This is a genomic window from Flammeovirga sp. EKP202, assembly GCF_014534745.1.
GTDB lineage: Bacteria > Bacteroidota > Bacteroidia > Cytophagales > Flammeovirgaceae > Flammeovirga.
The window spans coordinates 55,786-76,767 of the sequence record NZ_JACVVP010000039.1 but is presented as its reverse complement, the minus strand read 5'-3'; the positions used below and the strand labels follow the sequence as shown (position 1 = coordinate 76,767).

11 protein-coding genes and 1 tRNA gene are annotated in these 20,982 nt (G+C 35.2%); 5 read left to right on the top strand and 7 right to left on the bottom strand.

Annotated elements, in window-relative coordinates; all coding sequences use genetic code 11:
- Position 1: 1 nt before the first annotated feature.
- Together IC221_RS20815 and IC221_RS20810 are read left to right on the top strand one after the other, a co-directional pair.
- A tRNA-Arg gene (locus IC221_RS20815) sits at positions 2-75 on the top strand.
- Positions 76-302: 227 nt separating this feature from the next.
- Positions 303-1,481, top strand: a complete 1,179-nt coding sequence (locus IC221_RS20810; RefSeq protein ID WP_188170805.1) for an acetyl-CoA C-acyltransferase — start codon at positions 303-305, stop codon at positions 1,479-1,481.
- Between the two features lie 69 nt (positions 1,482-1,550).
- Here the strand turns inward: IC221_RS20810 and IC221_RS20805 are convergent, their stop codons facing one another.
- From IC221_RS20805 to IC221_RS20775, 7 genes are all read right to left on the bottom strand, one after another.
- Positions 1,551-2,771 carry a BamA/TamA family outer membrane protein gene (locus IC221_RS20805; protein WP_188170804.1) on the bottom strand — a complete coding sequence of 407 codons (1,221 nt, stop codon included), beginning with the start codon at positions 2,769-2,771 and terminating at the stop codon, positions 1,551-1,553.
- Between the two features lie 621 nt (positions 2,772-3,392).
- On the bottom strand, positions 3,393-4,121 hold the full coding sequence (locus IC221_RS20800; protein ID WP_188170803.1) for a YceI family protein: 729 nt from the start codon (positions 4,119-4,121) through the stop codon (positions 3,393-3,395).
- Between the two features lie 22 nt (positions 4,122-4,143).
- On the bottom strand, positions 4,144-4,503 hold the full coding sequence (locus IC221_RS20795) for a DUF1523 family protein (RefSeq protein ID WP_188170802.1): 360 nt from the start codon (positions 4,501-4,503) through the stop codon (positions 4,144-4,146).
- 11 nt (positions 4,504-4,514) lie between these two features.
- Positions 4,515-9,293 (bottom strand): hypothetical protein, encoded by a 4,779-nt coding sequence (locus IC221_RS20790; RefSeq protein WP_188170801.1) that lies wholly within the window; start codon positions 9,291-9,293, stop codon positions 4,515-4,517.
- A gap of 8 nt (positions 9,294-9,301) precedes the next feature.
- Positions 9,302-9,970: an ABC transporter ATP-binding protein gene (locus tag IC221_RS20785; RefSeq protein ID WP_188170800.1), complete on the bottom strand. Its 669-nt coding sequence runs from the start codon at positions 9,968-9,970 to the stop codon at positions 9,302-9,304.
- On the bottom strand, positions 9,909-13,139 hold the full coding sequence (locus IC221_RS20780; RefSeq protein ID WP_188170799.1) for a two-component regulator propeller domain-containing protein: 3,231 nt from the start codon (positions 13,137-13,139) through the stop codon (positions 9,909-9,911). The genes IC221_RS20785 and IC221_RS20780 overlap by 62 nt, the downstream gene beginning before the upstream one ends.
- Before the next feature lie 279 nt (positions 13,140-13,418).
- Entirely contained in the window at positions 13,419-14,450 is a 1,032-nt protein-coding gene (locus IC221_RS20775) for a LacI family DNA-binding transcriptional regulator (protein ID WP_188170798.1), read from the bottom strand.
- A 622-nt stretch (positions 14,451-15,072) separates the two neighbouring features.
- Between IC221_RS20775 and IC221_RS20770 the strand changes: the two genes are divergently transcribed.
- The 3 genes from IC221_RS20770 to IC221_RS20760 are packed head-to-tail and all read left to right on the top strand — an operon-like array spanning position 15,073 to position 20,930.
- Positions 15,073-18,048 (top strand): TonB-dependent receptor, encoded by a 2,976-nt coding sequence (locus tag IC221_RS20770; RefSeq protein WP_223241449.1) that lies wholly within the window; start codon positions 15,073-15,075, stop codon positions 18,046-18,048.
- Positions 18,049-18,063: 15 nt separating this feature from the next.
- Positions 18,064-19,734 (top strand): RagB/SusD family nutrient uptake outer membrane protein, encoded by a 1,671-nt coding sequence (locus IC221_RS20765; RefSeq protein WP_188170796.1) that lies wholly within the window; start codon positions 18,064-18,066, stop codon positions 19,732-19,734.
- A gap of 29 nt (positions 19,735-19,763) precedes the next feature.
- The gene (locus tag IC221_RS20760; protein WP_188170795.1) at positions 19,764-20,930 is read left to right on the top strand and encodes a SusE domain-containing protein; all 1,167 of its coding nucleotides are present in this window, start codon (positions 19,764-19,766) and stop codon (positions 20,928-20,930) included.
- Positions 20,931-20,982 lie beyond the last annotated feature (52 nt).

The following is a 20,982-nucleotide window of genomic DNA, read 5'->3' as shown; positions in this document are numbered from 1 at the left end:
TGGTCCGATAGCTCAACTGGATAGAGCAACTGCCTTCTAAGCAGTAGGTTCCAGGTTCGAGTCCTGGTCGGATCACTTGTGATTCGATAAGCCGATAACAGCAATGTTGTCGGCTTTTTTTATGCACTTTTTTTACCCAAAATCATTTTATTCAAGAAAATAACTCTAAATTAGCTCTTAAATTTATCAAGTGTCATTGTTACATTATAAAGCGATGACCTCTCATTCTTTAATGAACTTTTAAGTTCAAAACTATTACAACCAAATAACCAATAAATTAAACAACACATTATTTAAACACTATGGAAGAAGTTTATATCGTTTCGGCGGTGAGAACCCCGATAGGAAGTTTTGGAGGAGCCTTATCTTCTTTTTCAGCTACAGAACTAGGATCTTTTGCCATTAAAGGAGCACTTGAAAAAGCAAAAGTAGATCCCTCAGAAGTCAATGAGGTGTATATGGGTAATGTAATTGCCTCTAATTTAGGACAAGCACCTGCTAAGCAAACAGCTTTGGGTGCTGGTATTGGACATGATATTCCTTGTACAACCATTAATAAGGTATGTTCTTCTGGAATGAAGACTATAATGTTAGGAGCACAATCAATTATGCTCGGCGATAATGATATCGTAGTGGCAGGTGGAATGGAGTCTATGTCGAATATTCCTTATTATATACCGAAAGGGCGTTATGGCTATGGCTACGGTCATGGACAAATGTTGGATGGTTTGGTTCGTGATGGATTGGCAGACGCTTACAATAATCAACCAATGGGGGTTTGTGCCGATGCTACTGCAGTACGTTGTGAAATAAGTAGAGAAGAGCAGGATGAATTTGCTATTAATTCCTATAAGAGAACAGCAATGGCGACAGGGGATCACCTTTTTAAAGAAGAGATTATACCTGTTAGCGTTCCACAAAGGAAAGGGGATCCTTTAATGGTTATGGAGGATGAAGAGTTCAAAAAAGTGAAATTTGAAAAAATACCTTCATTAAGAGCCGTCTTTACAAAAGAAGGGACTGTTACTGCTGCAAATGCTTCCACGATCAATGATGGTGCAGCTGCGGTAATTTTAGCAAGTAAAAAAGCAGTAGATCGATTAGGTTTACAACCTGTTGCGAAGATTATATCTTTTGCCGACGCTTCAAAAGAACCAGAATGGTTCACTATAGCACCACCTGTTGCGGCGGAAAAAGCATTAAAAAAGGCTGGCTTGACGAAGGATGATATTGATTTTTATGAGGTCAATGAGGCGTTCTCTGTGGTAACATTAGCTTTTGCGAAGGAACTAGGAATTCCATTGGATAAAGTAAATGTACATGGAGGGGCGGTTTCTATGGGGCACCCATTGGGAGCATCAGGAACAAGGATTGTAGTAACATTAAATGGCGTGCTGCGACAGCAAAAAGGAACAAGAGGACTTGCTGCCATCTGTAATGGAGGCGGAGGTGCTTCTGCACTTATCATCGAAAAATTGTAGTAGAATGATAAATTGTCAATTATAAATGATCAAATGACTGCATTTATAATTGACAATTTTTTTATACATCTAAAATGCCTCCGTCATATTAAAATAGACTAGGTTTTGCCCCGCTAAAGGATCTCTACCCAAATCCACTCTAAAGTTCATACGTGGCTGAACTTCTACCCTTAAGCCTGCTCCAAAGTTAGGTAATACTCCTCCGGGAGTGACCAAGTCAGGTCCTACCATACCTACACCTCCCCAGACTGCAAAACCAAGTTTAGACACCAATTTAGATTTAGAATTGAACATATTTCGATATTCTGCCATCGCAAAAGCAGAAGTCTTATCTCTGTATTGTCCGAGGTAATATCCTCTCAAATCAAAAGGGGAACCAATTAATGACATATCCGTGAAAGGGACATCGCCAATGGCAGACCTTACTTTTGCCGTCCAAGCTAACACTTTCCTTTCTCCTAGAAAGGGTAGTAGTTTGTATTGTCTGTATTCAGCGGTGATAAATCCCCACCTGCTATCACTACCTAGCCATGTATCATAATATCGTGCATTTAAATCGAAAAATATTCCTTCCCAAGCATTGGCGGGTATGTCTCTTGTGTCATAAGAAACTTCAAAGCCAATTCCTACATTCATAATCGTCATTCCAGTATCAGTTCCTCCTTGAGCAATATAAGTAGGGTCCATAGCCATGTCTTTCGCTATTTCTGACAAGTTTCTATAAGTGACATCAAAGGAAGGTCCTATAAAGAAATCTGAAGTACCCGATCTAAAAAGAAAAGACCCGTTGACGGAAATCGAATTTTGGAAAAATTGAGTGGTAGAATCACTTCTTGGCGTATCTTGATTTAAACCGAACCCTACGCCATAATAATTATCATAATTATTTCTGTACTGTACTTGCCCAAAATACCTTAATCTGTCGTGGTTGAAAAAGAGCTGCGGTTTTGCAATTAAGTTAAAACCACCCGAACTTAACCATGCACCTGCTATAGGAACAACTGACCTTTTGAGATCAGGATCAGTAGTATCTGTTCTGAAAGTAAATAACATACTAACCCCAATAAGAAAACCGTAATCAGGAGTATATCCGGGACCGCCAAGTATACTAAATCTTAGATTTTTTCGCTCACGTTCAGCCTTTCGTTTTTGTTTTTTTGTTTGTACTTCAGCACTGTCTGTTGGGTGCAATGTACTATCCGTTTGTATTAAGTTTTGTGCCGTTGTTTCAAAATGAAAACAAAAGGTTATTGATAAAGTGATAAGTACTGTTATGAAATTAGATTTCATTAGATCTATTGTGTAATGTAAATATTAGACTACTTATTATTGCAGTCATCAAAAATTAAGGTTATTTTTTTAGAGTATTCAATAAGAAAACAGGGTTCTCAATTTTATATGGTTTTCAACCTACTCCTAAATTCTTATATAAACATAATGAAAACAACGACCAATACTAAAAAAATATAGTAATTAAGGATGTTATTCTATTTATATAGACACCATTTTCAGAAAATAGTACAGTGTTCAATGCAAGATTAAAAATAATTTTTTGTGTTGCGTTATGTTATTTATAAGGGTTGGGAAATAAAGTTCAATTACAAAAAAACGTAATCAATAAAAAAAGGCACTCCCAAAGAGAGTGCCTTTTTAATTCCTTTAATAACCCAAAAACTATTTCTTATTGCTGTTTTCATTTACTAAATAACAAAATAAATATTAACTAACCAAGAAAAAATGTAAAAATTATAACTCTAGGGAATTTTTGTGTTTTACGTTCAAGTCTTGACGCTTAGGTATATACAATTTAATTGTCGCCTATTTTGCTATATTGATACAGTCAGGTTGAAATAATGAAAATTCGATTTATTTCAGCCTTTTTTAAAAAATAGTTTAGAAGGATATGATTTTTTATTTCTGAGCATATAAATGCAATTCTAATTCTATTTTATCGTTGATGGCTTTATCACCTAAATCACTGAAAAAAGAGCTAGATTTATATTTAATATCATACTTCGTTCTATCAAAAGAAATGTCAGCCATAGCATGGATTGTTCCGTCATGGTTCATGATATGAGCCGGGAAAGATACGCTGTTAGTGATACCTTTGATGGTAAGGTCACCCGTTACATCAATCATTCCTTCTTTTTCACCTTTTGCAATTTTATTGATTTTAAAAGAAGCGGCAGGGAACTCAGTCACATTGAAGAAATCGTTATTCTCCAAATGTCCTTTTAATTTTTGGTTTAACTTGTCATCAGCAGGAATATCATCAACACTAATAGTCGTCATGTCAATATTGAATTCGCTACTGACTGAAATTTGATTTTCACTTACAGCCACTGTACCAGAAGCCAACTTTAATTTACCATAGTGAGAACTTCCAGTGATCTTTTTACCTGTCCACTTGATGAAACTTTTCTCAGTATCTACTTTGTAGCTGCCGTCGCTTAATGTCATGCCCTCAGACTTGTGACTGTGTCCATGATGATGTTCGTGGTCATCTCCGTGGCTATGTCCAGTGCCTTCTTCATGTTGATGATGAGTATGATCTTCTTTTTTTTCTGAAGTTGTACCACAAGAGATAATTCCTGCGATTAAAAAGATTGAAACTAGGAAATTAATACTTGGAAATTTCATGATTAAAAAAACTTAAGTTTGGTTATTGTTTTACTTTTTCGACACTAATGATATTAGGATACATGGAGAGAAATGGAATTCTAAATCCTACTATGCTGAAGTCGTATGTTTCTCCATCTTGGATTTTAGCATAAACATCAGAAGAGTTGAATTTAAACCAAATCCACGTATCTGTATTTTCAAAAGTGTGAGGTTTTTCGTTTTTATCCAGTGTGTAGATAAGGTATTTATCTAACTTTTGTTCTCCATTTTTGACAGAGCCTCTTATTCTTTCTGTCTTATTCACTGTAGCTGTAATCGTTCTTCTATTGACTTTAGGGAAAAGCCACATCAAAAATATAAATCCAATTACGCCAATGCTGATGTAGAGGTATTTTTTCATTTTACTGTAATCTAATAGACCTTTTTGAGGGGTCCTTTTAATCTATTTTTACGTTTAGTATTTTTTTCAATATACCTAATTTCCATTTTAGTAGCTTTATCCTTTTTAGGGATTTCGGGCTCCATTAATGGAGATAGAGTACTTGCTACTCCGGTTAAGACTGTTTTTACCCAGAAGTTAAAGATAAACTTTGTAGTATCTCTTTCATAATAAATATGCCCTTGCTTCATAGAAGGGAAACGTGGGTTTTCTTCTCGTATTAAAAGGTTTGCGACCGAACTTAAAAAGGCTCTTCTTTTAAGCTCACCTGTTTTCTTAGCCTTGTCTTTTAATACATCCACTTCCAAGTTTTTATACCTGAATTGCATATTTCCCATTGCCACACTATCGTCAGCCAATACCTTAAAATACATTCTCTTCAGGTTGCCATCTTTTATTTTTACGAGCTCTAATCTTTCAACAAGCGGATTTAGTTTAATAAGGTCCATTTTACCTACTTCTCCTTCATAATAATAGGTGCCAAGACTGTCCAATGGAGGAATTCTAAAATACATCTTTAATTCTCCACCTTCTTCCATCAAAATACCTTTGACATACATTTCCATGTAAGGGTCATCGGATATTTTAGATGTGTCATTTGTGATGTTGAAGATTTGTCCTGTAAAATCATTTAACTGAAATTGTCCAGATTTACCTTCTAATTCTTGATCTTCAGACCTCGCTCTTATATTTCCTTTGTATTCTTCATAATTAATATGACTGTCTGTAATGGTAATGGTGTCGAGCCTAAATGCTAAAGGAGTTTCCTCAAAAATGGTGTGGATCATTTTTGGATTCTTCTTGTTAGGGTCAACAGGTACCGTCTTATCTCTATAAGCCGATAGATTCAAACGGTCAATTTCGACGCCGTTTAAATGTATATGATCAGTAAATAAATAGTTTTTAAAGTGAAAGCCTCTCAATAATAAGTCATCAATACCAATTTCAATTCTATCGGTTTGATATTCATTGACGATACCAAATAGCTTTTTAGAGTATCTAGGAATTAAAGCAAAGTTTTTGAGATAAACATCTTCATAATGATTGTTGAAATGAAGAGAATCAAATCCAATAGCATACATTTCATTGTTGAGGTTGAAAATATTTTTGCCAAGATTTAAATTAATTCGTCCTAGCTTGACATAATCCCTTTCTGATTGTATGGTTTCTTGATTGATATAAACCCCTTCAATTTTCAGGTTGATGTCTTTTATGCTGTTTTCATTATAAACACTCTGAAATGACTTCTGATGTTCAAGGCGTTCAAGTGAATCCTCAGTAGGGGCAAGAGTGTACACATCAATTGGATTGCCCTTCGTTTCAGCAAGAATATTATCGATCAATAGTTTTTTCTTTTCCCTAGAGAAACGTTTGTTATTACTAATTCGATTTGTCTTTTTGCTGTATTTATTTAATTCCTTAGGGCTTAACTCTGTGTTATTTAGGGGTGTTTCCGTCCTTTTTCTTCTCATCAGACGGGAGATGTTCTTTCTGTTATTGTCTTTTGATGGACTTCTGAATGAAACAGAGCTACTATCAACCTGTATATAATCGATGGCTATACTTTCAAAATTGTCTAAAAGTGCAGCCACCTTTTCTTTGGGGAAATTTTTCTCAGCAAATGTTCCTGTTTTTTCAACTTTTTTTGTTTTTGCAGGATTTAGATAGCTAATTTTTTTAGTGTAAATCGTATCAATATCTATTTTTTTATCATAAGCGAATGATTTCAAACCTGCACCTTTTATCTGAAGCTCTTCCACTTGTAGTAAGAAAAGTGAATCAATAATACCTACAGATTTATATCCCATTTTCGGGAGTATATTCGCTTCGGAAATAAGGATGGAATCACCACCTGAGTCGACCACAAGCTCACTGGATGAAATGACATAAGGTGAAATGTCCCTTTCATATTGTAGACCTTTCATTTTTAGGAAAATATTTTTTGGTCTAATGTCTCCAATGTTTTTTTGTGCAGACGCTTTAGAACGTAACTCGTGTACATCGAGCTCGCCACCAAAAAATGTGAGATAGCTCTCTTGCCCTTTTTGATCTGTATGCAAAAGTGCAAAATCATCAAGCCTAAGGTTTATATTTTCAACCCCTAAATATTTAAGAAACTCCTTCTGGTTTTCTGATTTTGTCGAAGTGGAATCACTTTCAGGTTTCCATCTTTCATCAATGGCTATTACCCCTCTTACACCATCAATACCGATCTGATCAGCATTGAGTTGTTGAATATCTTTTAGCATTCGAAGGTCAAGCCCATCTATATTGATGTTATCAATCCCTGTCAATGCCTTGATAAACATCTGATTATCTTGGTCAATAGGAGTAAGAGCTGTTCCTTTAATTCTTAAAGTCTGCTTTTCGACGTTGAGACTTATCTTATCTATTGAGGATTTGTGGTTAATAGATCGGATGGGGACGTAAATATCTTCTACCACAAAGTTGATATCTTCCCAATCAAATTTTTTATCTTCCAGAGTAAAGCCCACAATATCGACTCCCATACTTTCGCTTCTGCCTAAAATCCCCGTATCTTCTTTTGTAATAGTTAAAGGTCCTTTTCGTAAGTGAAAGTCATTTACCATAAGGTATTTGAATGGGGCAGCTTTTTTAGGTGTAATTTTATTAAGACTATCCTTTGTGATGGTTTTTGTTGATGCAATGGCTTCCTTAAGTGGAATTTCAATATCAGAACTAGGTATATCCACAAAGATGTCATCAATGATCAAAGAATCAGAAAATAGATACTTTCGCCAGGTGATATGACTAAAATGAACGCCTTGGACATAACTTTCAATATTCAAGTTAGTCGCCGTTGAATCTACTGTTGATATATTTAAACCGGCAATGGCCAATGAACTGTCGTTGGTGGTAAAAGCCATTTCCTCAATCAGAAACTCATAGTTATTGATCTGTGGTAAACTGATATATTTAAAATCAACATTAGCTTTATGGATTTTAAAATACTTTGGTTGAAGCAAGGGAAGGTGTAAAGAATCAACATCAAGTTCAATATCTTGAATAGTTAGCTGATCTTTGTATTCCTTCTCTTTTGGAATGTTGATGGTCAGTTCTCCATCTTTCAAAAGCGTGGAGTTTAAGGCAATTGAAATATTTTTTTTCTTTTTATTCTCCTTATTTACCTTTTCAATAGGGTGGGTGGGAAGCCAAACTTCTGTTTTCAAATCATCTACCAATAAATGATTGTAAGCAAAAAGCGAGTCTAATGGATTTTGAAGAAAGAAATTATAGTCGACTTTGTTTAAAGTAATTTTTTTAGCTTGAGCACTAATGTACGTCTGAGAAGTAGAGTCAGGTACATTACCAATAGGTTTGTAAGCAGGGGAATATAAATACAGCTTTTGCCACTTGGAGTGATAATATAGTCCTCCTACCTTAGCATAGTGTCTATTATCAAAATTCCATCTTTGGTATTTCAGTTTTACATCAAAGTTTTGATAACCAACAGGTATTTTCTCTTTTAAGATCTCATCATTAATGGCTATTTCATCAATATTAATGGAGATATCATTGACTTGTCTTTTGCCTAATTTATTCGTTTCGAATGGGATTTTAGCACTTTCAAGATGAAATTTTTGAATGTTGATTTCCTTCAAAAATTTAGGAAGTTCGGGTGTCTTGCCTTTCTTCCCCTTCGCCCCAGAGGAGTGAAGCGTTAATTCTACTTGAGGCTTTACAATTGATAATTCTTTGATGTATAGACTGCTGTCAAAAAGGAAACGGCGTATGTCCAAGCCTTCAAATGAGAGCAGTGGAATAGTCGCATTATTAATGGGTATTTTCTTGTCAATGCCTTCATTAATTCTGTACAATGATGTGTTGAAAATCAATAAAGAACTATCAATAGTGGAGAAGTCAATTTTACCCAAACTGATACCAAAAGGAGAATCTTTTAATTCTAGTTTAATGTTTCTTGTATTAAACTCTAAATCACCCACATGAAGGGGTAACATTTTTTGTTCAAGCGTAAGAGAGTCTAAGTAAATATCTTTTAGCGTGATTGAGATTTCATCTAAAGCAATTTGTTGCTTGATTTTTTGAGTGTGATCAAAATAATTCAAGGAAGAATTAATGGTCATCACATTGCCAATCCGATACCGTTTGAGGTTTTCTTTGTTTTGGTAAAATAAACTGTGAAGTGTTTCAGTGAGTGTTTTATTAGCAAAAGCTTCCTTTTTCCTTTGTCCTTCAATTTTATATTTGTGTATTTCTATATCGGCGGAATCAAGAAGGACATTGCCAATGTATATTTCCTTTTGAAAAACGGCTCTTAGAATAGAAAAGTTTTGTAATTCAAATTTATTGAGTTTGACCTTGACTAGGTTTTTCTTTTGCCCCAATGGAACGCTGTCATTGAAGGCAATATATGCACTATCGGGGGTAAATTCAGGATTGATTAATGTAATGGAACCACTTGAAAGAAAGTCATGTATTGACCAACCCGAAATAAGCTTAACGTGGATTTTATCATAATCCAACGAATACTTTTTCTGAGTTCCCCTTGTAACACTTTCTTTGATGGCTCCTCCGATAAACTCATCAGGGTAATATTGTAAGATGATATGAAGACTGATAATAAGGCTGAGAAACAATGTTACAAAAGCAATCGAAAAAATGACAAAAAGATTGGTTAGCCGCCTTGCTAGACTTCTTTTTGTGCGGACTTTTTTCTTTACTTCCTTTTCGTCCTCTAGGTTATTATTTGCTTTATCATCAGTGCTCATTTACAGCATTAAAGAGTGGAACTATCCAAATTCATGGTGCCGTCACTTATCCATAATTGTCGATCTGCCATTTTTGCCAATTGATGATTATGCGTAACAATGACAAAAGTTTGATTCATTTTATCTCTTAACTCAATAAATAATTTATGGAGTTCTTCAGCATTATTTGAATCTAAATTACCACTGGGTTCGTCGGCAAAAATGATAAGGGGATCGTTGATTAAGGCTCTAGCAATTGCGCATCTTTGTTGTTCTCCTCCTGACATTTCAGTGGGTTTGTGATCACATCGTTCACCAATGTTCAATTGGTTCATGAGTTTTCTACCCTTTTGTTCAATATCACTCATTTTTTTACCGGCAATAAGTGCAGGCATACAAACATTTTCTAATGCCGTAAATTCAGGTAAAAGGTTGTGAAATTGAAATACAAACCCAATTTTATCATTTCTGAATTTGGCCAAATCGTCACCGTGTAACGAAGTAACTTCTGTATTATTGATCCATACTTTACCCGTGTTAGGAGAGTCTAAAGTACCCAAAATTTGGAGTAAAGTACTCTTTCCAGCTCCCGAAGCACCCATAATAGATACTATTTCGTTTTGTTTTATCTCTAGATCAATTTCTTTCAATACGTTCAGTTTCCCGTATGATTTTGTGATCCCTTGTGCTTTCAGCATAATTTGTTTCATATTTGAATCCAACAACCATCATATCATCCCCCTGCTCAGTGCCCTCTTTCCATTTATGGAAGGTTGAATGAAGTGTATTACATTGTTCTGTAAACGGAAGCGAAGATAACTTAAAAAGTAAATTTTTGAACTGTACTTTTTTAAATTTTTCACCCTGAGCATTAAATTGACTCGAAAAGCCATCTGAAAATAAATAAAGAATAGCATCTTCACTCAATTCAAAGTCAAAGTTATCAAAAGCCGGTTCAACATCATTAAAGATAATACCAATACTGCAAAAATTACTTTTGATCGTCTTTAGCTCGTCATTTTCAACAATTATTAACGGTCTTCGTGCTCCAGCAAAATTCAAGTTTCTTGTTCCTTTCTCAAATCTACATACTGCCACATCCATACCGTCACTTATTTCGTTATTTTCATGGATTTTTAATGCAATTTTGAGGTTTTGATCCAATTTAGTCAATAAATCGGCACTTCTGATATTAGGATTATCTCTTACTAATTCATCAAGTAACTGATTTCCAACAATAGAAATAAAAGCTGCCGGAACACCATGGTTAGTGCAGTCGATAAGTAGTAAAAAGATATATTTTTCGTTTTCTCTGATCCAAATAAAATCACCTGTTACCTCACTTTTCGTGATACTTAGGTTAAAGGATTTAGGGAATAACTTCGGGAAAGTACCATCACAACTAATGATTGCATCTTGAATATTGGCAGCATATTTAATACTCCCTTGCATTCTGTCATTGATCTCTTTTAGCTGATTGCTTTTCTTTTCAATTTCATCTTTTGCCTTTTCTACTTTCTCCCTTTCATTTCTGAATTCTTGCGTTCTTTCATCTACTTTTTGTTGTAAGGTTTCTTTCTTAATTCTTTCCTTTCTTAACGAAGAATAGAAAAGATAGAAGATGAAAATAATAATCAATAATGTGATGATGGCTCTAACGCTTCTCTTCTGGAAAAACTTTTTCTCAATGGTAAATTGGAATTCTTCATTGATAGGGGAGGCTATCCCTCTTGCATTGACAGCTTGAAGACTGAAAATATAATCGCCAGGAGGGAGGTTTGAGTAAATAGCTTGGCTATTTTCTGACAAAGGATGATAATACTCTTCGTAGCCAATAAGCTTCCATTTGTATCTAATTTTGGATGGAACATTCATGGATATCCCAACAAAATTGATTGTAATATGATTATAATTGCTAGGTAGCTGTAAGTTAATAGGTAAGTGTGATTGCTTGTCAATGCCTTCGCTGTAATCGTCCCATGGGAAATCTTCAGAAAACATTTGTAGGTCTTCAAATACAATCACTGGAGGGACCATACTATATACACTTTTGGTAGGGTTGATTTTCACAACACCATTATCGGTTCCAAACCATAAGTTGCCATATTTATCTTTAGAGGCGCTACTTTTAGTATAAGACAATGAATTGAAACCTTCGGCAGTACCATATTTTTCTACTTTGACAATATCATTGTTCAAGCCGACCAAATGATTGATACCATTGTTGCTACCGGCCCATATATTTCCTTTCTTATCCACTTCTACGGAATAGATATTGGTGGATGAAAGCTTTTCATCCTGAAAAGAAATAGCCATATCTGCTCCTTCATGTAATTTGCATAGGCCACTACCGGTGGTGCCAATCCATAAATTATTAAGTTGGTCAAATACCAAATCGTTGACGTAATTAGAAGGAAGAGATTTATTGTTAGGTTGGAACGTGTTGATGATCTCAAAATTATTATCAATATGAATCAAACCTCGTCCCCTAGTGCCTAACCATAATGTTGAATCTTTGGGTGAAATGGCAATTTTAGATACCCTAGAACTTCTCAGGTCTTTTGAATAGTCTTTGACATACTCTAATGAAGTATCAGTAACCTCAAAAATATGATTGATCAACACGGCATAAAGCTTTCCTTTCTTCTTGAAAAAGGAAGTAGGGCTATTTAAAAACTCCTCATGAGAAGGGGCCGTTAATTTTACCCATTGTGTGTTTGCATATCTAAAAACTCCCTTATCGGTACCAATAATCAAATGATCTTGAAGGTTTTCGATCATGTTTAAATAACGAACGGATACTGGCAAGGGGATTTTTGTGCTGAATTTCTCCTCTTTTAATAGGATGATATCTTCTTCCGTGCCTACAAAAAGGGTGTTATCTTTTGATTGGTAAGTATCAAGCACTTTTCCATTAATTTGAACTCCTTCTCCAAAAAAGGTGTAAATATTATTGTTCAAGCGGAACAACCCATTGGGAGTAGCAAACCATAGACCTTGTTCTTCATCTTCGCAAATATTATTGATATGCCTGTCTAATCCGTTCTCGTAATTAAGATGATGGATTTGTTGTTCGTCTTTGAAAGCGAAAGCACCATTATTCCTTGTTCCAACCCAAAGTGTCCCGTCTTTACTTTCAAAGAGAGAAAGAATCTTTTTTCTATTTAAAATTCGAATGGGTGATTCCTGTTGGTTTTTATGTAATATCCATACCCCATTGTCGGTCGCAATTGCTACTTTTTCATTCGAAAGATGTTGAATGGCTTTTATATTACCTGGAAGCCTGATGTGGCGTTGAACAGAATCGTTTTTGACGATTAATATCCCTTCCTTAATTGTACCTACCCACATGTTACCATCATCATCGGTAGAGATACAAGAATACTTCGTGTTTTTCCTTAGTGGGTAGTGGAAAGATTTTTTGTTGAATTTTGCATTAAGCTTAAACAATGAAAAAGAGGTTGTGATCCCCCAAACCGTTTTGTTTTTAATATCGTAATCAATATTTCTCACCCCAAAAGGAATACTATCATTGATGAGATAATTAAATACCTTTCTATCGGAAAGTAAATTCACACCATTAGCCGTTGCCACCCAAATATTATTATTTTCATCGCTCGCAAAATCAAAAACGAAATTGTTGGATAAACCTTGCTTAGCATCAATGGTGTAAAATGATTGACTATTATTGATGTTAATTCCTCCTTCAATAGTACCAATTACGATACTACCATATTTTCCTTGCTGTAAGGCAACGCAGTTGTTTTGAACAAGACCATTATTAATAGTAAACTTGGTAATATTATATTGTTGGGCATTAGCTAGAGAACTTACTAATAATAATATATAGAGGAATACTTTTCTCATTAGAGTGGTGTGATAAAAGAGTAAAATTCTATTTAAAAAGTAGAGAAATTCGATATGAAAGGTTGAATGAATCAAAACATGTTTTCTTCATTTCAACTTAATTCAATAGTAAAATAAAAATTCTAAAAAGCAATAAGCAAAAAACGAGCTGTTTTTTGACAACTCGTTTTTAATAATAAAATGATAAGAGCATGTTTAAAATCAAAATGACCTTCTAAAAGGAGATTCAAACACCCTATAAATATGTTTTAAGAAGTAATTACAGTTTTTGTAACCTTCCTAATTATGAATACTTGATCCTCTTTTAATAAGATGGCTTTCTACCACTTCTGTTCTAGGTGTGAAGTCTTCATCTTTTTCTTCAGCACGAATTTGCTCTAATAGTAATTTGGCAGCTGTTACTCCAATATCTACTCCCGATTGCTCAATAGAAGATAAAGGTGGATCTAACAACTGAGATAAACGCCAATCACCAAAACCAATCACAGAAACATCGTTAGGAATTGAAAGCCCTTTTTCTTTGGCTGCGTTCATTGCCCCAATTGCCGTTACATCATTATTTGCGAAAACGGCATCAAATTCAATCTTTTGGTCTATGATATCGTACATCGTTGATTTCCCTTCATCTAAATCACCTTTAGGACAAGGAATGATCATATTTTCATCTACCGCAATATTATAATCTTTCAAAGCAGCCAAATAACCATTTTTACGATTTCTACCAATAGCAAGATTATCAGGTCCACTTAAATGAATAATATTTTTACAGCCCTGCTTTATCAAATGCTCCGTTGCCATATAAGCACCTTGGAAGTCATCAGTAATCACCTTACTTACGTTGAGCTCTTCAGATACTCGGTCAAACATTACTAAAGGAACACCCTTGTTGACAATGCTTTTTAAATGCGATAAATCGTTAGATTCTTTGGTTCTTGAAATAAGTAGTCCGTCAACTCTGCTAGAGAACATTGCTTTTGTATCTACAATTTCTTGTTCGGTAGATTCATTAGAAATACAGATCATAACATTGTATCCTTCGTTATAGGCTACCTTCTGAACTCCAGAGATTACATTTGCAAAAAAGTCATGTACTATTTCTGGAACTATTATACCTAACACAAAAGATTTATTGTGTCTTAAACTCAAAGCCAGAGAGTTAGGTTGGTAGTCTTTTTCTTTGGCAAGTTTGTGAACAGCGTCTTTAGTATCTTGACTGATATCTGGGTGATTTTTTAGAGCTCTGGAGACAGTAGATTTAGAAATGCCAAGTTCATTGGCGATGTCTTGCATCGTGTATTGCCCTTTTCTCATACTTCTATTTTATAGTTGAATTTCGTTCAAAATTGTACTGTTTTTTGAAAATATATAGAATAACTATGAAATGACCTATTCTTAACAAAAAAAAAGAAAAAATCAGCGCAACCGATTGAAATGAAAAATTGTATATAATTTGTGTTATTCTGATAAAAACAATTTTATTGTTTGTGTTATGGGTAATGTAATGTTTTCCTCTTTTTTAAACTAAAACGTAAAGAGAAGTTAAATGTTAAAATTGTATTAAAATATTTAACTTTTTAACTATTAGATGTTTTTTGAAATATTATTTCGGTATTGATCTGTAAATCAGAATATAAATTCAATAAAATTGTTGCAGTTTATTTCGTGTTTAGTGTTATTGACGTGTATTTTTTTTGGTGAAATTTAAATAAACTAAAAAAATATCATTTTGTCTTAAATAATTAAGTGACTATTTTGCGTAGGCAATAATGTGTAAAACAATATTTGCTAATTGTACTTTTCTAAGATATAATTGTTCTGAAGACTATTTCTCAATAAGAGTTACAAATGGAACAAAGCCTTATTTTATTAACCTTTAGAAGAATTATTGAATTGAAAAGTACTTGTCTATTTGTCTAACTGTATAAGTATGAAAATGAGCATTAATTCTACATGGCGTTATGCTACAACGTTGCTACTTGTTATGTTCTCTATAGTAACTTTTGCCCAAGAGAGAACATTAAGTGGTAAGGTAGTAGATGAAAATGGTGACCCACTACCAGGAGTAGCTGTATTAGTAAAAGGTACTACAAAAGGGGGGACAACTAACTTTGACGGAGAGTATAAAATTACGCTTTCCGAAGGAGAAACTACCTTAGTAGTAAGTTACATCGGCTACAAGACACAAGAGGTCAGTGTGGGTAATCAATCCATTATCGACTTTGCATTGGAAGTGGACGCTGAACAACTTGATGAAGTAGTTGTCATTGGTTATGGTAGTGTGAAGAAAGAAGATGCTACTGGTTCAGTGGCAGCCGTAAATGCTTCTGACTTTAACCAAGGAGCGATTACTTCACCTCAGGAACAACTACAAGGTAAAGTGGCAGGTGTAAATATCTCCACTAATTCAGGTGAACCTGGTGCCGGTGCTACGATTAGAATTCGTGGTGGGTCTTCACTTTCGGCATCCAATGATCCTTTGATTGTAATTGACGGAGTACCCGTAGATAATGGAGAGGTAAGAGGGCAAGCCAATCCTTTATCATCAATTAACCCAAATGATATTGAGACATTTACGGTACTGAAAGATGCTTCTGCAACAGCAATCTATGGTTCAAGAGCCTCAAATGGTGTAATTATTATCACAACCAAAAAAGGTTCTTCTGGTCAAATGAAAATTGATTATGCAGGTAATGTATCTGTAGCGACTGCACCAAAAACAATCGATGTGATGTCGGCTAGTCAATTTAGAGATTTGGTAACACAAGTATATGGCGAAGGAAGTGAAGCGGTATCAAGATTAGGTACTGATGATACGGATTGGCAAAATGAAGTATTAGCGCCAGCTGTTTCTACAGACCATAGTGTATCCGTTGGTGGTGCCATCAAAGATGTCCCGTATAGGGTGTCAATAGGTTATACCAACCAAAACGGTATCGTTAAAACATCAAACATGGAAAGATTCTCCGGAGCAATTTCAGTGAATCCAAAGTTTTTTGATGATCATTTAGCAGTGAGTTTGAATTTGAAAGGAAATATTTCCAATTCAAGATTTGCAGATGCAGGTGGTGCATTGGGTAACGCAGTGAGTTTCGATCCTACAAAACCTGTAAGAGATGGAAACGAGAAGTTTGGAGGCTACTACACTTGGACAGCACCAGACGGTAACCCAGAAGTAAATGCTACTCGAAACCCTGTAGCACTTTTGGAACAAGTTGATAATAGAGGTAAGGTGAATAGATCGATTGGTAATATCCAATTAGATTATAAATTCCACTTCTTACCGGAATTAAAAGCCAATTTGAACGTAGGGTATGACTACTCTTACAGTGATGGCCATAACAATACACCTACAAACTTTGCAGGAGATTATGCAGCGGGTGATGGTGGTAAGAGAAGTACTTACAACCAAACAAGAGATAACAGACTCTTAGATTTTTATTTCCAATACAATAAGGAAGTAGGAGATTTCAATATAGATGCAATGCTTGGTTATTCATGGCAGTACTTCAAGAGTAGTGGTTATGATTATTCAGCCAACGTTTCAGGTTCTCGTATTGACGTAGATAAAGCTTTCGCAACAGAACGTTATCTAGTTTCTTTCTTTGGCCGTGCCAATGTTTCTTATTTACAGAAGTATCTATTGACAGTGACATTAAGATATGATGGTACTTCAAGGTTCTCTCCTGATACACGTTGGGGGGTATTCCCAGCACTTGCATTTGCATGGAACATGAAGAAAGAGAGTTTCTTAGAAACTTCAGACGCTGTAAGTACTTTAAAACTAAGATTAGGTTATGGTGTGACAGGTCAGCAAGATGTAGGTTCAGATTATATATCACAACCTAGATATACCTTTGGACAAGATGTAGTACAGTATCCTGTATATGATTCACAAGGTAATATCACAAGTTATCAAACGATTGCACCTCAAGCTTACGATAGTAGAATCAAGTGGGAATCAACAGCAACTTATAACATTGCCGCAGATTTCGGATTTATGGATGATAGAATCACTGGTACATTAGAGTATTACTATAGACAGTCATTTGATCTCCTAAACACTATTCCTGTTCCAGGTCAGTCTAACTTGAATAACGAGTTAACAACTAATATTGGTGACTTAACAAACCAAGGTATTGAGTTAAGTATGAATGCTAAGATTATTTCTAACTCAAAACTACATTGGGACTTTGGATTTAACTTCACATATAACAGAAATGAAATCACGAAGTTAACGAATGGAGAACAAGAAGGTTTCTTAGGTGTACCAACAGGTCCTGGCCCTTCAAGAGGTACAGGTTCAAAAGTATTGTATCAGAGAGTAGGTAATCCAACAAACTCTTTCTTAGTTTTTGAACAGGTTTATGATTCAAATGGAAAGCCACTTGAAGGAGTTTATGTAGATCACAATGAAGATGGTCAAATCACGAATGAAGATAGGATTAGTGATAAGTATGTAGCACCAGACTTCATACTAGGTCTTAATACTAAGGTATCATATGGTAATTGGGATTTCTCAATGGCAGGTAGAGCAAATATTGGAAACTATGTTTACAATGATGTTGAATCGGCAAATGGAGCATTAAGAAACCTATATGAGTTTAGTGTTTTGACGAATAGAACAACTTCATATTTTGATACTCAATTTACTGGTAATGATAACAACTTACCATTATCAAGCTACTACGTTCAGAAAGCAACATTCTTTAGATTGGATAACATCATGTTAGGTTACAATTTCAATAATCTTGCAGATGGTAAAATCAACCTAAGAGTTTATACAACGGTGAATAACGTATTTGTAATCACAAACTATAAAGGACTTGACCCAGAGATACCAGAAGGTGTAGATAATAACATTTATCCTCGTGCAAGAACATTCCTTTTAGGTGTTAATGTTGGATTCTAAAAAAATTGAAAGAAAATGATAAAGAATATAAATAGAGTTGCAAAACACCTAGCGTTGGCGTGTTCAATTGCCGTTTTTGCTTCTTGTGTAAATGATTTGGACACTAAGCCAATTGATCCAAACGAAATCTCACAAGTGACTCCGGAAAATGCACCCGGAATGTTGGCTAAAATATACAGTGGTTTTACCCTAACAGGTCAAGAAGGGCCAGGTTCTTCTGATATTGTTGTAAATGATGCTGGTAAAGCCTCTTTCTTAAGAAGACTCTTTGTACTTCAAGAATTACCAACGGATGAAGTAGTCTGTTTTTGGGGTGATGTTGAGGTAAATGAAATGAATACACTTTCTTATACCGCCAACAATGAGGCCGTAAGAAACATGTATGACCGTATTAACCTTCAAATTGGATATGCAAATGAGTTTTTAAGACAAACGAGTGGAATCGATGATGCTACTTTAAAAACGCAAAGAGCAGAGGCACGATTCTTAAGAGCTTTAACTTATTACTATGCAATGGACCTTTTTGCGAATATGCCTTTCACAACGGAAGCAGACCCTGTAGGTGCATTTAATCCAGAACAAAAGGACAGAACATTCTTATTTGATTACATTGAAGCGGAATGTAAAGCTGTAATTGGTGAAACTGCAGATGATAATGAAAATATCCTTTTGGATGCCAAAGCAGGTGAAATTGGTAGAGCAGATAAAGCAGCTGCATGGATGTTATTAGCAAGAATCTACTTAAACGCAGAGGTTTATATTAATACACCAAAATACACTGAGGCAATTACTTATCTCAATCAAGTGTTTAGTGCAGGGTACTCTCTAGAGCCAGTTTTTGCAGATCTTTTCAAAGCCGATAATTACAAATGTACGAACGAAATTATCTTTAGTATTAATCAAGATGGTATTGTTGCTCAGACTTTTGGAGGTACAACTTATATGGTAGCGGTAGCTTCTGGTGGTGATGTATCCGGTAAGTTTGTGGGTACAAATGGAGGTTGGCAAGGTAATATTGCACCTTCTACATTCGTCAATAAATTTGATAATTTAACTACGAATGATCCTAATACTAATGATGCAAGAAAAGGTTTCTTCATTACAACAGGTGATGACGGAACGGAGTTAGATATTGACGTTTCAATTCCTTTTGAGTGGGGTACAGAAGGTTATAAATATGTGAAATGGACCAATATTGTAAGAGGAGGAACAACAGAGTGGTTATATTCTCCATCTTATGCAGAAAGAGATGCTGCTACTGAGGTATATACTCCGGGTAGAAGTAATGGTTCTACACCTTATACAGATATCAATTTCCCTTTATTTAGACTTGGAGATGCTAATTTAATGTATGCTGAGGCAGTACTTCGTGGAGGTACTGGAGGTACACGTGCAGAGGCCCTTCAAAAGGTCAATGATTTAAGAACAAGAGCAAAAGCGGCTAACATTCTTGATAGTGATTTGGACCTCGACTTCATTCTTGATGAAAGATCAAGAGAGTTAGCATGGGAAGCTCAAAGAAGATCAGATTTAATTCGTTTTGGGGTGTACACAAAAGGTTATAACTGGCCTTACAAAGGTGGTGCACTCAATGGACAGGATGTAGATGATAAGTTTAAAATTTATCCTTTACCATTCTCTGATATTGGAGCGAACCCTAATTTGAAACAAAACCCAGGTTATTAAGTCAATTGATAGGATTAAAATTGAAAACAATGAAAAAAATATATAAAGGGATTTTGTTGATTGGTCTTTTTGCTGCACTTTATGCTTGTAGTGAAGATTCAACAGAACCAAGAATCTCAGGTTCCGAAAATAACGTCTCTGCCGAGATTTTATCTCCTACAACCGGAACAACGATAGCACTAGATACTGCAAACGGAGGTGCAGACTCAGTAGCGGCTACCTTTGAGTGGTCTCCAGCAAAATACAATGGATTAAACTTGGCAAGAAATTATGAGATTCTTTTGTCAGATACAGAGGATTTTGCAAATACTCAATCTCTAGGGACAACAGGTGATACACAACTTGGCGTACTTACAAAAGATATCAATAATGCAGCTGTAGCATTAGGCTTAGCAGTAGATACAGAACATACAATCTATTCGAGAATCAGTACTACGGTGACGGCTAATATTGATACCTTAATTTCTGAAGGGATTAATTTTAAGATGACGCCATATCTTTCAGTTATTAATTACCCAAGAGTTTACGTTCCAGGTGATTTTAATAATTGGACCAATAATTCTGATACTTATAGTCTTGCTTCGGTGAATTTTGATAATACTTATGAAGGTTATATGCCATTGCAAACTGATGCAGATGGCAACCCAGTAACTGGTAACTTCAAGATTTTAACTGAAAGTGGAAATTGGGATTCACAATATGGCTTGCCGAATGGGTCTCCTCTTCCTACGAATAACCCAGTAGCAATAATTCCCAAAAAAGGAAATGGACCGAATGACGATGATCCAGATGCTTGTAGAGTACCTAGTAGTGTTGGAGATCAAGTTCAATATCGTTTGATTGCTAAATTAGGTGAAACAGATGGTTCTTATACAGCCGAGGCATCTATTTGGAGAATTGTTGGGGACGCAACACCTAATGGATGGCCGGGTGATGCTCCTAATGATAAGAATGATACTGATATGGTTTACGATAGAGCGACAAATACATGGTCTGTTGATGTGACTTTAACAACAGGTAACTTGAAATTTAGAGCGAATCACTCTTGGGACTTAAACTTAGGTACAGGTGACCAAGGGCCAAATTCATTAAAATATGGAGGTGGAGATATTCCAATATCTACAGCTGGTGAATATACAGTGAAGTTAGATCTTTCAGATGCTCCAAATTGGAAGTATGAATTAATACAAAAATAAAGGATTGGAATGACTAGTAAATAGATTGAATCAAAATTTATTTTCATCTTAC

Bases quoted from the DNA above. Each gene is read 5' to 3' on its own strand.
- IC221_RS20810 (WP_188170805.1), top strand. From the start codon at position 303: ATGGAAGAAGTTTATATCGTTTCGGCGGTGAGAACCCCGATAGGAAGT.
- IC221_RS20805 (WP_188170804.1), bottom strand. From the start codon at position 2,771: ATGAAATCTAATTTCATAACAGTACTTATCACTTTATCAATAACCTTT.
- IC221_RS20800 (WP_188170803.1), bottom strand. From the start codon at position 4,121: ATGAAATTTCCAAGTATTAATTTCCTAGTTTCAATCTTTTTAATCGCA.
- IC221_RS20795 (WP_188170802.1), bottom strand. From the start codon at position 4,503: ATGAAAAAATACCTCTACATCAGCATTGGCGTAATTGGATTTATATTT.
- IC221_RS20790 (WP_188170801.1), bottom strand. From the start codon at position 9,293: ATGAGCACTGATGATAAAGCAAATAATAACCTAGAGGACGAAAAGGAA.
- IC221_RS20785 (WP_188170800.1), bottom strand. From the start codon at position 9,970: ATGCTGAAAGCACAAGGGATCACAAAATCATACGGGAAACTGAACGTA.
- IC221_RS20780 (WP_188170799.1), bottom strand. From the start codon at position 13,139: ATGAGAAAAGTATTCCTCTATATATTATTATTAGTAAGTTCTCTAGCT.
- IC221_RS20775 (WP_188170798.1), bottom strand. From the start codon at position 14,450: ATGAGAAAAGGGCAATACACGATGCAAGACATCGCCAATGAACTTGGC.
- IC221_RS20770 (WP_223241449.1), top strand. From the start codon at position 15,073: ATGAGCATTAATTCTACATGGCGTTATGCTACAACGTTGCTACTTGTT.
- IC221_RS20765 (WP_188170796.1), top strand. From the start codon at position 18,064: ATGATAAAGAATATAAATAGAGTTGCAAAACACCTAGCGTTGGCGTGT.
- IC221_RS20760 (WP_188170795.1), top strand. From the start codon at position 19,764: ATGAAAAAAATATATAAAGGGATTTTGTTGATTGGTCTTTTTGCTGCA.